We start from the raw sequence: 18,930 nt of genomic DNA, 5'->3' as shown, positions 1-18,930 counted from the left end.
GCGCGCAGTTCCCCTCGCCCCTGGGGCTCGGGGCTGCGCCCCAGCGCCCCGGCGCTCCTGAGGGGCGCGGGGAACTGCGGGGCCGGCCCCGACCCACCCACCGGGCCCCCGCGATCACACGTGCGGACGGTGCCCCTTCTCCTGATGGGGGAACGACTGGTCGGCACCGGGCAGCGTCGGCTTCGGAAGGGTCGCGACCTCCTCCTTCGCCTTCTCCAGCTGCTCCGCCGTGTCATCGGGCAGCCGCGGCGGACGCGGACGCCCGTGCGAGAAGCGGAACGCCGACGTGAGGTCGCCGAACGTCGACCGCCGCCAGTCAGTGACGTTGGGCTCCTCGACCCCCGTGAAGCGCTCCAGGAACTGCAGCACCGAGGTGTGGTCGAATGCCTCCGAGGCCACCCAACCCCCCACCGTCCAGGGCGAGACGATGATCGCGGGGACTCGGAAGCCGCCTCCGATGGGCAGTCCCTGGACGAACTCGTCGGCGGTCCCGGCCGGAGGCGTCGGCGGCGGCACATGGTCGAACAGGCCGTCGTTCTCGTCGTAGTTCAGGATGAACGCGGTCTTCCGCCACACCTTCGGGTTGGAGGCGATCGCCTCGATCTTCGACGCGACGAAATCGGCACCCGCAGCGGGAAGGTAGTCCGGGTGCTCGGACTGGAAGCTCGTCGGCATGACCCAGGAGACGGCGGGCAGGCGGTCGTTGCGCGCGTCGTCCTCGAACGTGCCCTCCGGCTGCGGGCGCACACCACGCTCGTACAGGTCGGACCCCGACGCCGCCGCGCGGAAGCTCGCGAACTGCTCCAGCATGTTGCAGCCGTAGTCGTCGTCCTGCTGGTACACCTTCCAGCTGACCCCGGCCGCCTGGAGCCGCTCCGCGTACGTCGTCCACCGGTACGGCGTCGGCGCCTTGTTGACGAGGACCGGCCCGCCCCGCGTGCCGCCCGGATCGATCGTGCCCGTCATCCAGTACAGCCGGTTGGGCCAGGTCGGCCCGAGCACCGAGCAGAAGTAGTGGTCGCAGACGGTGAACGTCTCGGCGAGAGCGAACTGGAAGGGGATGTCCTCGCGGGTGTAGTAGCCCATCACGTACGGGCCGTTGCCCCCGTCCGCCTTGCGGTGCGCCGGCAGCCAGCGGTCCATCTTCCCGCCGTTCCACGCCTCGTGCTGCACCGCCCACGCGTGGCTGGTGGACGGGATCGCCTGGGCACTGGAGGCGTGGGTGTCGAGGTGGAAGGGGAGCAGATACCCCTTCGGGTTCACGGCGTCGGGCTGGTAGAAGACCAACCGCCCGGTGTCGAGCTTCAGCGCGTGCGGGTCGGCGAAGCCGCGGACCCCGGACAGCGTGCCGAAGTAGTGGTCGAAGGACCGGTTCTCCTGCATCAGCATGACCACGTGCTCGATGTCGCGCAGCGAGCCGTGCTTCGGCGGCCCGGCCGCGACGGCCTTCTGGACGCTCGGCGGGAGGAGGGAGAGTGCCGCGGCGCCGCCCAGCGCGCCCGCGGCCGAACCCAGGAGTCTACGACGTGTCAACTCGGCCATTGCTGCCCCTTCTTGAGACTTCGCCAGCTCTCCGGAGTCGAACTGCGGCCCGCACGGGGGCGGCCCGCCGCTTCACTCTCCAAGGGGCGAACGAGGGTTGGCAGGGGCGTGCAATGAACTCGTGGCCAACGTGCGGAAAGGGGTTGGCCAAGTCATGACCCGGGTTGCCGGGGAGTTGCCCGACCGTTGCCCACGCTTGGCCGAAGTCGTAGGCTCGACATATACCTCTGACTGAGTCAACTATCAGGTCCGAGCAACCAAAGCCGCCGAGCCAGACCCGAACAACCGGCACCGATCATCCGGGGTTGAGTGATCATGACCGTCCAGGACATCCGCTCCTTCAACCGCTTCTACACGAACGTCATCGGCGCCCTCGACTACGGCCGCCACCTCTACGCCCCCTACACCCTCACCGAGTCCCGCGTGCTGTACGAACTCGCCCACTCCCCCCGCACCGACGCCGCCGACCTCCGCACCGAACTGTCTCTGGATGCCGGTTACTTGAGCCGCATCCTGAACAAGTTCGAGCAGGACGGCCTGATCGAGCGGACACCCTCGGAGCGGGACCCGCGGCGGCGCCGCATCACGCTCACGGCACAGGGCAGGGAGACGGCGGCCCTGCTGGACGAGCGCTCACGGGAATCGGTGGGGGCGCTCCTGGCGACCGTTCCGGCCGACGACCGCCCCCGACTCGCCGAGGCGATGCACACCGTGCGCACGCTGCTCTCCTCCGGGCGCCCACCCCGCCGCGAGGATGTCGTCCTGCGCGACCCCGGCCCCGGCGACCTCGGCTGGATCGTGCAGCGCAACGCCGCGCTGTACGCCGCCGAGTACGGCTGGAACACCGACTACGAGGGACTGGTCGCCCGGATCGTGGCGGACTTCGCCGAGGACCACGATCCGCACCTGGAGCGGGTGTGGATCGCCGAGCTGGACGGCCGGCCGGTGGGCTGCGTGATGTGCGTACGCGACGACGCGCCCGGGACCGCCCGCCTCCGCCTCCTGCTGGTCGAGCCCGACGCGCGCGGGCTGCGCATCGGCGACCGGCTGGTCGAGGCCGTCATCGGCTTCGCGCGGGACGGCGGCTACCGGGACCTGGTCCTGTGGACCAACGACGTCCTCTCCGCCGCCCGCCGCATCTACCAGCGCCACGGTTTCGTCCTCGTCGCCGAGAAACCGCACCGTTCGTTCGGAGCGGACCTGACGGGCCAGGACTGGCGGTTGGATCTGCACCCCCCGCAGGAGTGACCGGTCGGGCTCACACGGGTTTCCAGGTCCCGCCGTCGAGCCGGTAGACGGTCACCACCCGAGACTCGGCATCGCCGTTCGCGTCGAATCCGACCTTTCCCATCACCCCGTCGAAGTCGACGTACTGGACCGACGCCCGCAGGCTCTCGCGTTTGGTCGAGGGCACGGTGTCGCCGAGGGGGCTGACATGGACAAACTCGAAGGCATGGATCAGGGCCAGGGTCGCGTCATAGGCATGGCCGCCGTACGGGCCGTAGAGAGTCTTGTAGCCCGCCTCCTTGTAGTCCTTGATGAAGGTCCTGCCCGAGTTGACCGCATCGGGGAAGGCACCGCCGACAGTGCAGATGTCACCGTCGGCCAGGTCCGCCTTGTCGGTCGCCAGGATGCCATCACCTCCCGCCAGGAGGACGTCGGGATCCGCGGCGTGGAGCTGTTTGCTCAGCGGGCCCGCGGCGTGGAGCTGTTTGCTCAGCGGGCCCGCGGCGTCGTACTGACCTCCGTAGTAGATGACGTCGGCCCCCGCCGCCCGGGCCTGCGCGATCTGCGCCGTGAAAAGGAGGGCGCCGATCAGCAGGGCCCGACTGCGGGCCGGATTCGAGAGTTCGGTCATGTCTCGGTCGTGGTCCCGGTCATGTCCGGGGGACGGTCGGGCATGCCGGGGTCCGGCGTGTCGTCACCGGCCTCGGAGACCGGCCCGGACAGCTGCCGCACCAACCGTTCGATGTGCCGCGGGTCGGCTCCGCTCACGGTGACACCGCGGTGCTCCACCCGCACCTCGGGCCCGTTCCGACGCGACTGACGCCAGTTGGCGACGGCGAGGAGCAGCCCGCCGAGGCCCACGGCGTTGCTGAGCACCACGTTGATCAGTTCCAGGCCGCCGCCCATGGTGCCCGGTCGTTCCTGACGGTCCCGCAGGGAAAGGCTCGCCCCCGCCGTGTCCGGATCCCGCATCAGCCAGCGCCGCAGTGCGCGAAGCTGTCTCCCGTCGTCTTCGAGCACTTCGATATCAAGTCGCATGCTTCCCCCGCACGGCAGCGATTTCGGCATCTTAGCGACGCAAAGGGCACGTCGTAGTACTTGTGGAAAAGGACCTCCCGAACCACCCACAACCGATTTTCCTTTCGACTCTCCTTTTGATCGACAACGGCCGACATCGGCACGCGAGTAGGGTCCGTGCGCATGAAGCTGGCATTTTCCACGCTCGGCGTACCCGGGCTCCCCATCCCCGACGTCGTACGACTCGCCGCCGCGCACGGCTACCACGGCGTGGAGCTGCGCGCGCATCCCGAGGAGCCGGTGCACCCCGGGATCGGGGCGGCAGAACGGGCCGAGGTGGTCGCCGAGTTCCAGGCGGGCGGTATCGAGATCCTGGGCGTGGCGGGCTACGCGCGGGTGGCGGCGCCGGGCGACGACGACACCGTCGTCGCCGAGATCAAGGAGCTCCTCGACCTCGCCCACGACCTGGGCGCCCCGTTCGTACGCGTCTTTCCGGGCGCGAGTTCCGAGCAGAGCGTCGAGGAGGCGGACGCGACGGCGGCCCGGCGGCTCGGCACGGCGGCGGAGTACGCCGCCGACCTGGGCGTACGGATCCTGCTCGAGACCCATGACTCGCACCGCACCGGCGCGGACGCGATCAGGATCCTGGGCCTGGTCGGCCACCACCACGTGGGCTCGCTGTGGGACGTCATGCACACCTGGCTCGGCGGTGAGGAGCCGGCGGAGACCTACGCGGCCCTGTGCACCTACCTCGGCTACCTCCAGGTCAAGGACATCGCCTCCGCCGAGGACACCACCCCGCTCGCCCTCGGCGCGGGCGTCCTGCCGCTCGCCGACTGTGTGGAACTCCTCTCCCGGGAGGGCTGGGACGGCTGGCTGTGCTGGGAGTACGAGAAGCGGTGGTACGAGGGGGTCGCGCCGCTTCCTGAGCTGCTGGGGCCGGGTCGGGAGCATCTCGGGCGCCTGCTGAACGACTCCGCCTAGGACCGGTACCGGGGACACGCGCACTCGCCCGGGCCGGCTTCCCTCGGCTCGCCGCCCCTCGCCGCCCCTCGCCGACGGGCTATCGTGGACGCCATGTCGGCACCGGAACTGATCCGTATCGTCTCCCGCGACTCGCCCATGGCCCTGGCCCAAGTGGAGCGAGTCCGGGCCGAGTTGGGTGCGCTCCATCCGCACATCCGCACCGAGGTCGTGCCCGTGAAGACGACCGGTGACAAGTGGATGGGCGACCTCGCCAAGGTCGAGGGGAAGGGCGCGTTCACCAAGGAGGTCGACGCGGCCCTGCTGGCCGGTGAGGCCGATCTCGCGGTGCACTGTGTGAAGGACATTCCGGCGGACCGTCCCCTCCCGGCGGGGACGATGTTCGCCGCGTTCCTGGCGCGGGACGACATCCGGGACGCTCTCGTGCACCCGGACGGGCTCACGCTGGACGAGTTGCCGCAGGGGACGCGGATCGGTACCTCGTCCGTACGGCGGGGCGCTCAGCTGGCCGCCTCGCACCCGCACTTGGAGTGCGTGCCGTTCCGGGGGAACGCCAACCGGCGGCTGGAGAAGCTGGCGGCGGGGGAGGCGGACGCGCTGCTGCTGGCGGTGTCGGGGCTGGAGCGGATCGGCCGGGCGGACGTGATCACGGAGATCCTGTCGCCCGAGACGATGATGCCGCCGATCGGGGCGGGCATCCTGGCCCTCCAGTGCCGGGAGGGCGACACCGAGGTGATCGAGACGATCAGCGACCTCGGCGACCCGAACACGCACCGCGAGGCCACGGCGGAGCGGATGTTCCTGCACGTCCTCCAGGGCCACTGCAACTCACCGATCGCCGGTTTCGCGAAGGCCCACCGCAGTGGCGAACTGTCCCTGCGTGCCTGCGTGTTCACCCCGGACGGCAAGACCGTACTGAACGCCCACGAGTGGGCGGGCCGCCTCGACGCCGCGACGCTCGGCACGTCGGTCGCCGTCGCCCTGTTGCGCCAGGGCGCCCGCGAACTGATCGACGACATCCCCCACTGATCCCCCCTGCTGATCACCTCATCTGATCACCCCAGCGGGCCGGCCCAGGCGGCGAAGGTCTCGTGGAAGGCGGGGAACGTCTTCCGTACGCAGCCGGGGTCGTCGAACGAGACGCCGCCCGGCGCGCGGAGTCCGGTCACCGCGAAGGACATGACGATGCGGTGGTCACCGTACGTCTTGATCTCCGCGCCCGGCACGGGATCCGCACCGGGGTGGATCTCGATCCAGTCGGCCCCGGTCTCCACCCGTACGCCCAGCCGCCGGAGGTTCTCCGCGCAGGCATCCAGGCGGTCGCACTCCTTCACGCGCGTGTTGGCGACGTCCTCGATGCGGACCGGGCCCGAGGCGAAGGGCGCGATCGCGGCCAGCGTCGGCATGGTGTCGGAGATGTCCCGCATGTTGACCGTGAGGCCGCGCAGTTCGCCGGTGCCGGCGACCGTCGTCCCGCCGGAGCCGACCTCCACCCGCACCCCCATCCGCCGCAGTACGTCGACGAAGCCCAGGTCGCCCTGGAGGGCGCCGGTGCCCAGGCCCGGGACCGTCACCTCGCGGCCGGTCAGGGCGGCCGCGGCGAAGAAGTAGCTCGCGGTGGAGGCGTCGGGCTCGACGGCGTAGGTGGTGGCGCGGTAGCCGCCGGGCGAGACCACGAACACCTCGCCCTCCCGGCGCACGGACGCGCCGAACGTCCGCATCATCGCGAGCGTGATCTCGACGTACGGCGCCGAGACCAGGTCCGTGACAGTGATGCGCAGGCCCTTGCGGGTCAGCGGGCCGAGCAGCAGGAGGGCCGTCAGGTACTGGGAGGACTGGCCCGCGTCGAGCGTCACGTCACCGCCCTCCACCCCGGCCGCCGCGATCCGCAGCGGGTGGTGGCCCTCCGCCTCCTCGTGCCGCAGGTCGACGCCGAGGTCGCGCAGGGCGCGGGTGAGCGGGAGCAGCGGGCGGCGGCGCATCTGCGGGGAGGCGTCGAAGCGGTAGGTGCCGTGTCCGGCGGCGGCGAGGGTCGGCAGAAAGCGGGCGGTGGTCGCGCCGTCGCGGCAGTACACGTCGGCGTCGGTGGCCGCCGGGCCCTGGGGGCGGCCGTCGATCTGCCAGACGTGCGGGGTGCGGCCGACGCGGTAGCCGAGCCGGGTCAGGCCCTCCGTGAAACCTTCCGTGTCGTCCGACCGGAGGGGCCGTACGAGGGTGGTGACCCCGTCGGCCGCCGCCGCCAGGAAGAGCGCACGCGCGGTGATGGACTTGGAACCGGGGATGTCGACGACGGCCATGTCCTCATGCTGGCTCCCCGACCCGGTCCGGCGCGGGAGCGTCCGCCAAATGGACCTGTCCGTGCGAGCCCGGCGTCGAACCGTCCCACCCATTCGCCCCACCCGCACCAATTCCCCGAACCGGCGGAAACCGGGGAACCCCGACCCGCACCGGTTCGTCCAATCCGCATGCTGCCGGATGAGTCTCCGCAGAGCGGTGTCGGCCTCGCTGCTGGCTGCGAACGCTGACCACCCTCTCCGCCGCCTGCGGCCGGCAGCACGCCGTCACCGGCGCGCCCCCCTCCAACTGCGCCGGTGACGGCCCCTCCTCGGGATACTGTGCACACCCTTGACTGGAAGAAACTTCCCGGATATTCGTGGCTCCTCGGAAGTTTCCTTCACGAGGGAGGAGCGCACGTGGGGCCATCGAGATCTTCCAGACCGTCCAGACGTACCGTTCTCGCCGCCACTGCCGGGACCACCGCGGCCCTGACCTTGAGCACCACCTCCGTCCGGGCGGCCGAGGACCGACCTGACGAATCGTCACTCCGATCTCTCGTCTCCCGTATGACGCTGGAGGAGAAGGTCGGCCAGCTCTTCGTGATGCGGGTGTACGGCCACTCGGCCACCGCACCCGACCAGGCCGACATCGACGCCAACCTGGAGGAGCTCGGCGTCAGGACGGCCGCCGAGCTGATCGCCAGGTACCGCGTCGGCGGGATCATCTACTTCACCTGGACGCACAACACCCGCGACCCGCACCAGATCGCAGCCCTCTCGAACGGCATCCAGAAGGTCTCCCTCGACCAGCCGCGCGGGCTGCCCGTCCTCATCTCCACCGACCAGGAGTACGGAGCGGTGGCCCGGGTGGGCAAGCCCGCGACGCTGTTCCCGGGCGCGATGGCGCTGGGCGCCGGCGGCTCGCGGGAGGACGCCCGCACGGTCGGGCGCCTCGGCGGCGCCGAGCTGCGCGCCCTCGGCATCCGGCAGGACTACTCCCCGGTCGCCGACGTGAACGTCAACCCGGCCAACCCGGTCATCGGCGTACGTTCCTTCGGCGCCGATCCGGACGCCGTGGCCGGGCTGGTGACGGCCGAGGTGAAGGGCTATCAGAGCGCCGGGGTCGCGGCCACGGCGAAGCACTTCCCGGGGCACGGGGACACCGCCGTCGACAGCCACTTCGGCTTCCCCGTCATCACGCACAGCCGCGAGCTGTGGTCGACCCTCGACGCCGTGCCCTTCCGGGCCGCCATCCGCGCCGGCATCGATTCGGTCATGACCGCCCACATCATGGTCCCGGCCCTCGACCCGTCCGGGGACCCCGCGACGCTCTCCCGCCCCATCCTCACCGGCATCCTGCGCCAGGAACTCGGCTACGACGGGCTCGTGGTGACCGACTCGCTCGGCATGGAGGGCGTCCGGACGAAGTACGGCGACGACCGCGTCCCCGTGCTGGCACTCAAGGCAGGTGTCGACCAGCTCCTCAACCCGCCGTCCATCGACGTGGCCTGGCACGCGGTCCTGAACGCCGTGCGCGGCGGCGAGCTCACCGAGGCCCGCCTCGACGAGTCCGTCCTGCGCGTCCTGCGCCTCAAGGCCAAACTGGGCCTGCTGGAGAACCCGTACGTCAGCGACACCGGCGTCGACCACACGGTCGGCACCGCCGCGCACCGCAGGACGGCGGACCGGATCGCCGAGCGCACGACGACACTGCTGGTCAACGAGGAGCGCCTGCTCCCGCTCTCACGCCGGCGCACCCCGCGCGTCCTCGTCGTGGGCGCCGATCCCGCCTCACCGTCCGGTACCGACGGACCGCCCACGACCGTCCTCGCGACCGCCCTCACCGAGCTGGGTTTCACGGCGACGGCACTGTCCACCGGAACGGCGCCCTCCGCGGAGGGCATCGACAACGCGGTGGCGGCGGCCGGGGGCGTGGACGCGGTCGTCGTCGGCACCTACAACGTGACGGCGACCGGGTCCCAGAAGACCCTCGTCGAGCGGCTCGTCGCCACCGGCGTCCCGGTGGTCGCGATCGCGATCCGCAACCCGTACGACGTGGCTCAACTCCCGGACGTGCGCGCTTACTTGGCTACCTACTCCTGGACGGACGTCGAACTGCGCGCCGCCGCCCGAGTGATCGCGGGCAGCGCGAGGCCCCGAGGGAAGCTGCCGGTGGCGGTGCAGCGGGCGGACGACCCGGCGAAGGCGCTGTATCCGATCGGGTACGGATTGACGTACTAGGTCCGGTATGGGCCGACGTACCGCCCCGGGTGGGGAATGGCGTACACGCCCTACGCCGCACACCCGGCGCACCACCCCCAAAGGACGCAAAGCACCCCGGATGTCTGGCGTGTGCCCGTCGCGACGGGTCACGCTGGGCGGGGGTATCGGGGGGAATCCATGCGAGCCAGCTCGTCGGGTCGGCGTTCCGTTGGGGTGCTCTGCGCGCTGCTGCTGGCCGTCGCCGCGCTCGCGGGATGCGACCGCTGGTCGGACTCGGGGAGCGTCGAGCCCGGCGCGGGGACGACGTCGACGCAGCCCTCGGGCTACGGGGCGGTGTTCCTCGCGGTCGACGAGTGCAGTTCCTTCGGGACGACCAGCTTCACCGAGGTGCCCTGCAGCAGCGAACGGGCCGCCGCGCGGGTGATCGCCCGTTACGACGGCAAGGTGGCCGACGGGCCGCTGTGTCCCGCGACCACGGACTTCGTGCTGCACATCAGTGAGACCCGGCCCGCCTCGGACGAGAACGGCGACGGGGTCGTCCCCCAGGGTTACGCCTGCATGCGCAAGCTGGAGGCCCCGCACCCCGGCGATCCGGGCGGGGGCGGCGGTCCCCGCACCATCGTCGGCGACTGCGTCTACAGCTCCGGCGACGGGCAGGTGCGGGAGACCGCGTGCGACGGCAAGGGCAGGAAGCCCCCGGAGTACAAGGTGACGTCGGCGGTCCTCGACCGCGCCAAGTGCCCGTCGTCCACGGCCCTCTATGTCCAACTGGGCGGCACTAGACCAGTGGGCTGCGCCCGCCCGGTGTAGCCGAGGGGCGGACGCAGCCGGTGAACCGGGTTGCAGCGGGTGAACCGGGTTACGGTCGCAGCGCGGGCTCGCGCTCGATGTCGCGCTGGTCCAGCTTCGCGTCGAACTTCGCGAGGGGCCTCGCCGCCGACGGGTTCTCCTGGACCGTCGCCGAGGCGACACCCGCCCACTCCAGGATGCGGGCCGTCGCGAGGGCCTTCTCGTCGGGGACGAGTCCCGCGACGTTGGCACCGTGGTTCAGACCGGGGGCGGTGAAGACGTACGAGTCGCGTGCGCCCTTGCCGAGCCGGAAGCGCTCCGCGCCCCAGGGGTCGTTCTGGCCGTAGACGAAGAGCATGTGGTCGGCGTGGTGGCGGACCCAGGAGTCCACGTCCGCCATGACCCACGGCTGGAACCTCATCGGGATCGAGCGCGGCACGAAGTTCCGCGGCGGCTGGTAGCCGTAGCGGATGTACTTCTTCTCGATGTTCGGGAAGTGGATCGTGGGCGCGCCGAGCTGCGTACCCGCCTGGTAGTAGTACGGCGTGTACGTCTCCAGGCCCTGGTCGGCGTAGGCCGAGAAGCCGGAGATGGTGTCGACGGAGGCCCAGATCGCGTCATCGGTGGCGTGGGCGGCGTCGGCCGGGATCGAGTCGCAGTCCGAGAGCAGGCTGTACTGCCAGAAGCCCCACACGTAGTCGAGCACGACCGCCTCGTACGCCTTGTCGAGGCTTCCGATGGTGGTGAAGGTGTAGCCGTTGTCGGCCGCGTACGCCTCGTACTTCTTCTCCAGCGGTGCGCGCCGCACCAGCGCCTCGCGCTGCACGGCGTTCAGCTTGTCGCGGCACTCCTTGGTGCCGACGTTCTTGAAGAAGCGGTCGTACGCCGAGTCCTCGTTGTTCACCACGTCGTTGGGGGCGACGTAGGCGACGACGCCGTCCATGTCGCGCGGGTAGAAGCGCTCGTAGTACGTGGCGGTCATGCCGCCCTTCGAGCCGCCCGTGGAGAGCCACTTCTGGCGGTAGATCGGCTTGAGGGCCTCGAAGATGCGGTGCTGGTCGCTCGCCGCCTGCCAGATGTCGAGCTTCGACCAGTCGGCCGGGTCGGGCCGGGACGGGGTGAAGAAGCGGTACTCCATCGAGACCTGGTTGCCGTCCACGATCTGGGTGGGCTCACGGCGGCCGGGGTTGGTCGAGACGTTGTAGCCGCCGGTGTAGAAGACCGTCGGGCGGGAGACGTCCTTGTGCAGCACGGTGATCCGCTGCTGGAACGTGCCCTTGGACGGGTGCCGGTGGTCGATCGGCTGGGTGTAGTCGAGAACGAAGAAGCGGTAGCCGGTGTACGGCTTCTCCTCGATCAGACTCATGCCCGGTATCGCGAGCAGCCTGTCCTTGATGTCGGTGTCCGTGCTTGTGGTGCCTGGTGCGGCCTCCGGCTGGGCGGCGGTGGCCGCTCCCGCCGTGCTCAACGTGCCTATGAGCACCGTGAGCGCCAGCAGCCATCTGAGCGCCTTGCGCATGCACACTCCCCTGTGAAACGGATGTGCGCTGGAAGCTATCGGAGCAACTCACAGGCGCACCAGGGGAGATGGGGAAAACCCTATGGGAAGGCTGTGTCCTTGCCGGCTCAGCAGAGGATCCAGTTCGAGCTCACCGAACCCGATCCGACCGAGCCCTTGACGCGGACGCAGCGGTGGCCCGCGTGGACGGTCACCGGGCCCGCGTGGTGCGAGAAGCTGCCCTGGTCGACCACGGGCCGGTTGCCGCGCGCCTGCACGCTGACGGACATCGACCGTTTGCCGGACTGCTGCTTCTTGGGAACGGTCATCGCGCAGACATAGCCGTCGCGCTTGTAGATCTGGACGGAGCCGGTCGAGAAGGTGAGCGTTCTGACCTTGCGACCCGAGCAGTACGAGTCGGCCGCCTGCGCGCTGCCTGGGCTCATCAACGCCATCAGCCCGGCCGCGGTCAACACCGCAAGGCCCAGCGCCAGGCGCCGGCGTATCGCACCACCACGGTCCACTGTCGTCCTCCCCCGGCCATTCAGCGTACTGGTGTACGGACGCAGGACGTACATCGGATGGTTGCCTTCGCCCGAGAGAGGTTTTCTTCCATGTTTGGGGCAACCGCACCCCTTTGTTCGGTGTCCAACTGGTCAGAAAAACGAACGAAAGGTGCTCATCCATGTCCCGCACGTCACGTTCACGTACGGCCGTCGGCGCGCTCGTCGCCGCGGCGCTCCTCGCCACGGCGGGTGCCTCCGTGCCCGCGTTCGCCGGCTCCAGCGCTCCCCCGCCCGCCCGCAGCGGTGCCAACGGTCCCGCCTACGACCGGGTGGCCGACTTCTACGGCGCCTACATCGACGCGGTCACCGACGAGGGAAGCGGTCACCTCGGCTCCCAACTGCGCACCTTCTACCTGACCAAGGATCTCCGCACCCGCCTGGCGAAGTGGGAGAGCCGCGAGCACGCCGACGGGGTGCTCCGCGCGCAGGACGTGCCGCGGGCGTGGAAGGTGACGGCGGGAGACAGCGGCGCGGGCCACACCTGGTCGACGGTGCGCCTCACCTGGGGCTCCGCCCAGCACCCCACGTACACCTATCTGAGCGTGCAGTCGGACCTGGCCACGAAGAAGATCTCCGACATCAAGGCGAAGAGCTGAACTCAGGCCGATGAGGGAACCGGCTCTTCCTCCTCCGGAGCCCCGACGAACGTCCTCCACAGCTCCGCGTAATGGCCGCCTCGCTGGAGGAGATCGTCGTGGGTGCCGTCCTCGGCGACGCGGCCGTGGTCCATGACCACGACCCGGTCGGCGCGGGCGGCCGTCGTCAGGCGGTGGGCGACGACGAGGGTCGTACGGCGTCCGGCGAGGCGGTCGGTGGCCTGGTTGACCAGGGCCTCCGTCGCCAGGTCCAGCGCCGCCGTCGCCTCGTCGAGGAGCAGCACGTCCGGGTCCACGAGTTCGGCGCGGGCCAGCGCGATCAGCTGGCGCTGGCCCGCGGAGAGGTTGCGGCCGCGCTCGGCGACCTCGTGGAGGTAGCCGCCGTCGAGCGTGGCGATCATGTCGTGGGCGCCGACCGCACGGGCCGCGGCCTCCACCTCGGCATCGGTGGCGTCGGGGCGCCCGTAGGCGATGGCGTCCCGGACGGTCCCCAGGAAGAGGTACGCCTCCTGCGGGACGACGCCGAGCCGGTGCCGGTACGAGGTCAGGTCGAGCGAGCGCAGATCCGTGCCGTCGACCGTCACCCGCCCGCCCGTCGGGTCGTAGAACCGGGCGACCAGCTTCACCAGTGTGGACTTGCCCGCGCCGGTCTCGCCGACGAAGGCGACGGTCTGTCCGGCGGGGATGCTCAGCGAGATGCCGCTGAGCGCCGCCTCTGCGTCTGCCTCGGCGGCGGAGCCGTACGCGAAGTCGACGTCCTCGAAGGCGATGTCGCCCCGCAGGGAGAGGACGTCCATCGGTGCCTCGGCGGCCTTCGTCGAGGTCGGCTCCTGGAGCAGTTCCTGGATGCGGCCCAGCGAGACCGTGGCCTGCTGGTAGCCGTCGAAGACCTGCGAGAGCTGCTGCACGGGCGCGAAGAACAGGTCGATGTAGAGGAGGTAGGCGACCAGCGCGCCCGTCGTGAGGGTGCCGGCGTCCACCCGGTGCGCGCCCACGATCAGCACCGCGGCCGACGCTACCGACGCCAGCAGCTGGACGAACGGGAAGTAGATCGATATCAGCCACTGCCCGCGGATGCGCGCCCTGCGGTAGCTGTCGCTGCCCTCCGCGAACCGCTGCCCGCCCGAGCGCTCGCGCCGGAACGCCTGCAGGATCAGCAGTCCGGAGACCGACTCCTGGAGATCGGCGTTGACCGCCGACACCCGCTCGCGGGCGAGTTCGTACGCCTTCACGCTCGCCCGGCGGAAGAAGAAGGTGCCGATGACCAGCGGCGGAAGGGTGATGAAGACGACCAGCGCGAGCTGGACGTCGATCACCAGCAGCACGCCCATGATGCCGAAGAAGGTGACGACCGAGACGAACGCGGTGACCAGGCCCGTCTGGAGGAACGTCGACAGCGCGTCGACGTCCGTCGTCATCCGGGTCATGATCCGGCCGGTCAGCTCCCGCTCGTAGTAGTCGAGTCCGAGGCGCTGGAGCTGCGCGAAGATCTTCAGGCGGAGGGAGTAGAGGACCCGCTCGCCGGTCCGGCCCGTCATCCGGGTCTCGCCGATCTGCGCGGTCCACTGGACGAGCACGGTGACCAGCGCCAGCGCCGCGGCGGCCCACACCGCGCCGAGGGCCATCCGGGACACACCCTGGTCGATGCCGTGCCGGATCAGCACGGGCAGCAGCAGGCTCATGCCCGCGTCCACGGCCACGAGACCCAGGCTGACGAGCAGCGGGAGACCGAAGCCGCGCAGCAGCCTGCGCAGCCCGTACGACTCCTCGGGCCTGACCGCACGCGCCTCGTCGATGCCGGGGATGTCGGTGGCCGGGGGCAGCGCCTCGACCAGGGTGAGGAGTTCGGGCGTGGCGGGCATGCCGGACAGGGCGTTGTCCTTGGGCTCCCGGTCGCCGGTCCACAGATGGGGAGTGACCCCGCGCTCGGCGTCGAACTCGGCGTCCAGCTCGTCCCGTACGGAGGTGTCCTCCTGAGGCACGGCGGGCTGGGCGTGACCGGGCGAGACGCCGCCCAGCTCGTCCGGGTCGGTCAGGAGGCGGCGATACAGCGGGGAGCGCTGCTGGAGTTCCTCGTGGGTGCCGATGTCGGCGAGGCTGCCGCCGTCGAGGACGGCGATGCGGTCGGCGAGGTTGAGGGTGGAGCGGCGGTGGGCGATGAGGAGGGTGGTGCGCCCCTCCATGACATGCGTGAGCGCCTCGTGGATCTCGTGCTCGACGCGGGCGTCCACGGCGGAGGTGGCGTCGTCGAGGACGAGCAGGCGCGGGTCGGTGAGGATGGCGCGGGCGAGGGCGACGCGCTGGCGCTGGCCGCCGGAGAGCGTGAGGCCGTGCTCGCCGACCTTGGTGTCGTAGCCCTCGGGCAGCTCGGCGATGAAACGGTCCGCCTGCGCGGCGCGGGCCGCGGTCTCGATCTCCTCCTGGGTGGCGTCCGGGCGGCCGTAGGCGATGTTGGCGCGCACGGTGTCGGAGAAGAGGAAGGAGTCCTCGGGGACCAGGCCGATCGCGGCGCGCAGCGACTCCTGCGTCAGCTCGCGGACGTCGTGGCCGCCGATGAGGACGGCGCCGTGCGTCACGTCGTAGAAGCGGGGCATCAGGAGCGAGACCGTCGACTTGCCGGAGCCGGAGGAGCCGACCACGGCGAGGGTCTCGCCGGGGCGGATCTCGAAGCTCAGCCCGTCGAGCACCGGCCGCCCGTCCTCGTAGGCGAAGGACACGTCGTCGAACTCGACGGTCGCGGGCGCGTCGGCCGGAAGGGTCTTGGTGCCGTCCTTGATCGACGGCTCGGTGTCGATGAGCTCGAGGACGCGCTCGGCACCCGCGCGGGCCTGCTGTCCGACGGTGAGGACCACGGCGAGCATCCGCACCGGTCCCACGAGCTGGGAGAGGTACGAGGAGAACGCGACGAAGGTGCCGAGCGTGATCTGTCCCCGTACGGCGAGCCAGCCGCCCAGCGCCAGCATCGCGACCTGGCCGAGGGCGGGCACGGCCTGGAGGGCCGGGGTGTACTTGGCGTTGAGCCGGATGGTCCGCAGCCGCCCCGCGAAGAGCCGCCGTCCGACGTCCCGGAGCTTTCCGGTCTCCTGATCCTCCTGCCCGAAGCCCTTCACCACGCGTACGCCGCTGACGGCGCCGTCGACGACACCCGCCACGGCGGCGGCCTGCGCCTGCGCGTACCAGGTGGCGGGGTGCAGCTTGGAGCGGCTGCGCTTGGCGACGACCCAGAGAGCGGGGGCGACGGCGAGTGCCACCAGGGTGAGGGGCAGGGAGAGCGAGGCCATGATCCCCAGGGAGATCAGGAAGAGCAGCACGTTCCCGATGGTCATCGGGAGCATGAAGAGCAGGCCCTGGATCAGCTGGAGGTCGCTGGTGGCGCGGCCGACGACCTGGCCGGTGGACAACTCGTCCTGGCGTCGTCCGTCGAGCCGGGTGATCGTCCTGTACATCTCGGTCCGCAGGTCGTGCTGGACGTCGAGGGCGAGGCGGCCACCGTAGTAGCGGCGGATGTAGGTGAGGACGTAGACGAGGACGGCGGCGCCTATGAGCGCGCCCGCCCAGGGCGCCATGGCCTTGCTGTGGTTCCCGATGACGTCGTCGATGATCACCTTGGTGATCAGCGGGACCACTGCCAGGACCGCCATGCCGCCGAGCGAGGAGCCGAGCGCGAGCAGGACGTACTTCGGGTACCGCCACGCGTACCCGGCGAGCCGCTGTGCCCAGCCGCCCTTGTCCTCTTGCTCCAGTACCACTCCGGTGCCTTCCGTAGATCTCACTCCGCCGCAAGACACCAACGCTGAAAGAAGCGGATTTCATCCCTCCGCAATAATCAGCCGTTCACCGTGTGTGGCAGGCGGGCACTCAGGGAGTACAGGCGAGTGGTCTGGACGGCGTTCTGGTTGTCGTCGCTGACCAGGAGGAGCCCGAGACGGCCGTCCGGGGTGCGGCCGGTGATCGTCAGGCCCTCGATGTTGTCGAGGAGGGGATTGGGCTGGGGCTGCTTGGCCCGGGCGCCCAGTGAAGGACAGTTCACGAGGTCGGCGAGGAGCGTCTTGCGGGCGAGCCGCACGCCGTCCTGGCCGGTCAGGGTGTCGACGCGGCGGGTGTCCGTGGCGTGGCGGAGGTCGGCGAGATAGAGGCGGACGGTGTTGCCGACACCCGCGGTGAAGCCGCGCTCCAGGACGAGAAGGCGGCCGTCGGAGGTGGCCTGCGCCTCGGAGACGCCGAGGCCGGAGTCGGTGCGGTAGCCGTACTGGGCGGCGAGACGGAAGTCGCCCTGCCGGGTCGCGCGGTCCCAGGTCTGGAAGCGCACGATGCCGCCGGTGTCACCGCTCAGTGACCCCTCCATGGCGGCGAGCAGGGTGTGGCCGCCGGGCAGGAGCGTGAGCCCTTCGAAGGTGAGGTTGGAGGTGGCGCGGCCCGCGGGAGCGACCTTGAGCGCGTCCGGTACGGGGAGGCTCCCGACGAGGGTGCCGTCGCGCTCGTAGCGGCGTACGGAGGGCTCGGTCTCGGAGGTGACGAGACGGGTGCCGTCGCCGTCCACGGCCAGGCCCTCGGAGTCGAGCGGGGCGCCCTTCTCGTCGACGAGGTTCACGACGCTCGTCGGCTTCAGCGTCTCGCGGTCCAGGGTGAAGAGCGAGGACCGGTCGGAGAGCGCGGCGATCCGGCCGCCGCGGTCGACGGCGAGCGCGGAGAGGTTGCCGACGAAGGTGCCGTCGTACGTCGTCTTGTCGAGCGCGTCGGAGTAGCTCGTGATCGAGACGGCGGGCGAACAGGCGTGGACGCCCGGGACTTTTCCGCTGTCGGCGTTGGCCGGAGCGGCGGCGGTCACACAGGTGGCCGCCGCCAGGCCGGCGGTGACGGTGGCGAGTACGGATCTCATGCGCATGCCGGTCACGGTAGGACGGCCGGGTGACGCGCGGGAGACCGCCTCGTGAAGCATCAGCCCGCGGACGGCACCGCCGGGATCGCTTCCTGGGGGTCGGCCGTGGGCACGTAGCGCAGCACGCTCGCGCTGGTCGTGGAGGTGGTCGGCACCAGGTCCTTGTGGATGGCCTTGGCGACGGCCTGGATGGTGTTGACGCCGTACTGCATGGTGCTGTTGTCCTGCGTCAGCACGGTGATCATGTAGTCGTGGCCCGCGCCGTTGAAGGTGCCGATGCTGTGCACGCGCCAGCCGTGCGTGGCACGCGACAGCCAGCCGTTCTTGACGTGCACGGCGACCGAGGACGGCGCTCCGGCCGGGGTGCCCCAGCGCTGCGAGGAGATGACCTTGCCCATCAACTTCAGCTCGTAGGCGCGGGAGTTGTCGCTCAGCACGGAGTTCTTGGCGGTGAGGAGCGCGAGCAGCTTCTGCTCGTCCCGGACGGTGATCTGGGTGAGACCCCAGTAGTTGTTGGCACCCGGCTTGGTCTGCGTCATCCCGGCGGCGGTGAGGAAACCCTTCACCTTGGTCACACCGAGCTGCTTCCACAGCGTGCTGGTGGCGTCGTTGTCCGACTTGGTGATCATGGCCGTGGCGAGGGTCTGCTCGCGGCTGGTCAGATACCGGTTGTGCTTCTTGGCGTCCCACAGCAGCGTGGCCAGCACGGTGGCCTTGACGACGCTGGCGGAGTCGTACGCCGTGCTGCTCCGCAGGGTGCAGGTGGTCTTCGTCGTACGGTCGTAGAGACCGACGGCGACGGTGCCGGCGCGGCCCTTGAGCGCCGTGGTGATGTCCTTCTGCAGCTTGGCGGCCAGGCCCGTCTTGCTCGACGTGCAGCTGACCTGCGGTGCCGTGGCGGCGGCGGCCGGTGCGGCGGCGGCCGCGAACGGCACGATCACCCCGGCGCCGAGGCTCGCCGCGAGCACACGGGCACGCCGGGATATCCGGTGAGTCATGGAGGTTCCCCATCCCCTTCAACCAATACGAGCGCGCCCGTGGCGCACTCGTCTCTCATGACTCGTCTGGGTGGCCGAAAGTTGTACGCATGTTCTGCGAATGTGGGTTCGGGGCGGTGAGGAGCGGAAGTCGTCGGAGGAACGGAAGGAGTCATGGCGGGCAACGGACGGAGCAAGGCGTATCTCTGCGGTCATCTGCGGCAGGCGGGCGAGCATCTTGACGAGGCCCGCCCCCCTGCCTCCCCGGCCAACGGTTCGCCCCCACGGAGGCCGAGAACTTCTACGGCGGGCACTCCTACCAAGCGACCGTGCTCTATCAGAAGTTCCCCTCGCTT

Annotated in this window: 15 protein-coding genes; 6 read left to right on the top strand and 9 right to left on the bottom strand. The window is 70.4% G+C overall.

From position 1 onward, the window contains the following. Positions 1–114: 114 nt before the first annotated feature. On the bottom strand, positions 115–1,542 hold the full coding sequence (locus SMIR_RS24520; protein WP_212727392.1) for an alkaline phosphatase family protein: 1,428 nt from the start codon (positions 1,540–1,542) through the stop codon (positions 115–117). A gap of 315 nt (positions 1,543–1,857) precedes the next feature. On the opposite strand from SMIR_RS24520, the gene SMIR_RS24515 reads away from it, so the two are divergent. After that, complete coding sequence (locus SMIR_RS24515) at positions 1,858–2,790, top strand: bifunctional helix-turn-helix transcriptional regulator/GNAT family N-acetyltransferase (protein ID WP_168491758.1); 933 nt, start codon at positions 1,858–1,860, stop codon at positions 2,788–2,790. 10 nt (positions 2,791–2,800) lie between these two features. Here SMIR_RS24515 and SMIR_RS24510 read toward each other — a convergent pair whose 3' ends face one another. Then, complete coding sequence (locus tag SMIR_RS24510) at positions 2,801–3,400, bottom strand: ABC transporter substrate-binding protein (RefSeq protein WP_212727391.1); 600 nt, start codon at positions 3,398–3,400, stop codon at positions 2,801–2,803. Continuing rightward, on the bottom strand, positions 3,397–3,807 hold the full coding sequence (locus tag SMIR_RS24505; protein ID WP_212727390.1) for an effector-associated constant component EACC1: 411 nt from the start codon (positions 3,805–3,807) through the stop codon (positions 3,397–3,399). The genes SMIR_RS24510 and SMIR_RS24505 overlap by 4 nt, the downstream gene beginning before the upstream one ends. A 162-nt stretch (positions 3,808–3,969) precedes the next feature. Here SMIR_RS24505 and SMIR_RS24500 point away from each other — a divergent pair, with 162 nt between their 5' ends. Next, positions 3,970–4,770, top strand: a complete 801-nt coding sequence (locus SMIR_RS24500; protein WP_168491762.1) for a sugar phosphate isomerase/epimerase family protein — start codon at positions 3,970–3,972, stop codon at positions 4,768–4,770. A 93-nt stretch (positions 4,771–4,863) separates the two neighbouring features. Next, complete coding sequence (gene hemC / locus SMIR_RS24495; RefSeq protein ID WP_168491765.1) at positions 4,864–5,799, top strand: hydroxymethylbilane synthase; 936 nt, start codon at positions 4,864–4,866, stop codon at positions 5,797–5,799. Between the two features lie 26 nt (positions 5,800–5,825). On the opposite strand, the gene aroA is transcribed toward hemC, so the two are convergent. Continuing rightward, positions 5,826–7,067, bottom strand: a complete 1,242-nt coding sequence (gene aroA / locus SMIR_RS24490) for a 3-phosphoshikimate 1-carboxyvinyltransferase (RefSeq protein ID WP_168491767.1) — start codon at positions 7,065–7,067, stop codon at positions 5,826–5,828. A 396-nt stretch (positions 7,068–7,463) separates the two neighbouring features. Here aroA and SMIR_RS24485 point away from each other — a divergent pair, with 396 nt between their 5' ends. Both SMIR_RS24485 and SMIR_RS24480 read left to right on the top strand, forming a co-directional pair. Next, positions 7,464–9,287, top strand: coding sequence for a glycoside hydrolase family 3 protein (locus tag SMIR_RS24485; protein WP_168491769.1), 1,824 nt, complete (start codon positions 7,464–7,466; stop codon positions 9,285–9,287). A 159-nt stretch (positions 9,288–9,446) separates the two neighbouring features. After that, positions 9,447–10,079 carry a hypothetical protein gene (locus tag SMIR_RS24480; RefSeq protein WP_212727389.1) on the top strand — a complete coding sequence of 211 codons (633 nt, stop codon included), beginning with the start codon at positions 9,447–9,449 and terminating at the stop codon, positions 10,077–10,079. 49 nt (positions 10,080–10,128) lie between these two features. Here the strand turns inward: SMIR_RS24480 and SMIR_RS24475 are convergent, their stop codons facing one another. Together SMIR_RS24475 and SMIR_RS24470 are read right to left on the bottom strand one after the other, a co-directional pair. Then, positions 10,129–11,577: a S28 family serine protease gene (locus SMIR_RS24475; RefSeq protein WP_168491774.1), complete on the bottom strand. Its 1,449-nt coding sequence runs from the start codon at positions 11,575–11,577 to the stop codon at positions 10,129–10,131. Between the two features lie 107 nt (positions 11,578–11,684). Further along, entirely contained in the window at positions 11,685–12,011 is a 327-nt protein-coding gene (locus tag SMIR_RS24470) for a hypothetical protein (RefSeq protein WP_422664523.1), read from the bottom strand. A 230-nt stretch (positions 12,012–12,241) separates the two neighbouring features. Between SMIR_RS24470 and SMIR_RS24465 the strand changes: the two genes are divergently transcribed. Beyond that, positions 12,242–12,718, top strand: coding sequence for a hypothetical protein (locus tag SMIR_RS24465; protein WP_168491778.1), 477 nt, complete (start codon positions 12,242–12,244; stop codon positions 12,716–12,718). A 2-nt stretch (positions 12,719–12,720) separates the two neighbouring features. On the opposite strand, the gene SMIR_RS24460 is transcribed toward SMIR_RS24465, so the two are convergent. The 3 genes from SMIR_RS24460 to SMIR_RS24450 all read right to left on the bottom strand — a co-directional run bounded on the left by SMIR_RS24460 (position 12,721) and on the right by SMIR_RS24450 (position 18,595). Then, positions 12,721–16,467, bottom strand: coding sequence for an ABC transporter ATP-binding protein (locus tag SMIR_RS24460; RefSeq protein WP_211118714.1), 3,747 nt, complete (start codon positions 16,465–16,467; stop codon positions 12,721–12,723). A 77-nt stretch (positions 16,468–16,544) separates the two neighbouring features. Further along, positions 16,545–17,603, bottom strand: coding sequence for an esterase-like activity of phytase family protein (locus SMIR_RS24455; RefSeq protein WP_168491780.1), 1,059 nt, complete (start codon positions 17,601–17,603; stop codon positions 16,545–16,547). A gap of 53 nt (positions 17,604–17,656) precedes the next feature. Continuing rightward, the gene (locus SMIR_RS24450) at positions 17,657–18,595 is read right to left on the bottom strand and encodes a serine hydrolase (protein WP_168491782.1); all 939 of its coding nucleotides are present in this window, start codon (positions 18,593–18,595) and stop codon (positions 17,657–17,659) included. Between the last annotated feature and the right edge of the window lie 335 nt (positions 18,596–18,930).

This window comes from Streptomyces mirabilis, assembly GCF_018310535.1.
GTDB lineage: Bacteria > Actinomycetota > Actinomycetes > Streptomycetales > Streptomycetaceae > Streptomyces.
The sequence above is the reverse complement of the archived record's forward strand: the minus strand, read 5'-3'. Positions and strand labels throughout refer to the sequence as shown.

Coding starts and splice junctions, on each gene's coding strand:
- SMIR_RS24520 (WP_212727392.1), bottom strand. CDS start 1,542: ATGGCCGAGTTGACACGTCGTAGACTCCTGGGTTCGGCCGCGGGCGCG.
- SMIR_RS24515 (WP_168491758.1), top strand. CDS start 1,858: ATGACCGTCCAGGACATCCGCTCCTTCAACCGCTTCTACACGAACGTC.
- SMIR_RS24510 (WP_212727391.1), bottom strand. CDS start 3,400: ATGACCGAACTCTCGAATCCGGCCCGCAGTCGGGCCCTGCTGATCGGC.
- SMIR_RS24505 (WP_212727390.1), bottom strand. CDS start 3,807: ATGCGACTTGATATCGAAGTGCTCGAAGACGACGGGAGACAGCTTCGC.
- SMIR_RS24500 (WP_168491762.1), top strand. CDS start 3,970: ATGAAGCTGGCATTTTCCACGCTCGGCGTACCCGGGCTCCCCATCCCC.
- hemC (WP_168491765.1), top strand. CDS start 4,864: ATGTCGGCACCGGAACTGATCCGTATCGTCTCCCGCGACTCGCCCATG.
- aroA (WP_168491767.1), bottom strand. CDS start 7,067: ATGGCCGTCGTCGACATCCCCGGTTCCAAGTCCATCACCGCGCGTGCG.
- SMIR_RS24480 (WP_212727389.1), top strand. CDS start 9,447: ATGCGAGCCAGCTCGTCGGGTCGGCGTTCCGTTGGGGTGCTCTGCGCG.
- SMIR_RS24475 (WP_168491774.1), bottom strand. CDS start 11,577: ATGCGCAAGGCGCTCAGATGGCTGCTGGCGCTCACGGTGCTCATAGGC.
- SMIR_RS24470 (WP_422664523.1), bottom strand. CDS start 12,011: ATGGCGTTGATGAGCCCAGGCAGCGCGCAGGCGGCCGACTCGTACTGC.
- SMIR_RS24465 (WP_168491778.1), top strand. CDS start 12,242: ATGTCCCGCACGTCACGTTCACGTACGGCCGTCGGCGCGCTCGTCGCC.
- SMIR_RS24455 (WP_168491780.1), bottom strand. CDS start 17,603: ATGCGCATGAGATCCGTACTCGCCACCGTCACCGCCGGCCTGGCGGCG.
- SMIR_RS24450 (WP_168491782.1), bottom strand. CDS start 18,595: ATGACTCACCGGATATCCCGGCGTGCCCGTGTGCTCGCGGCGAGCCTC.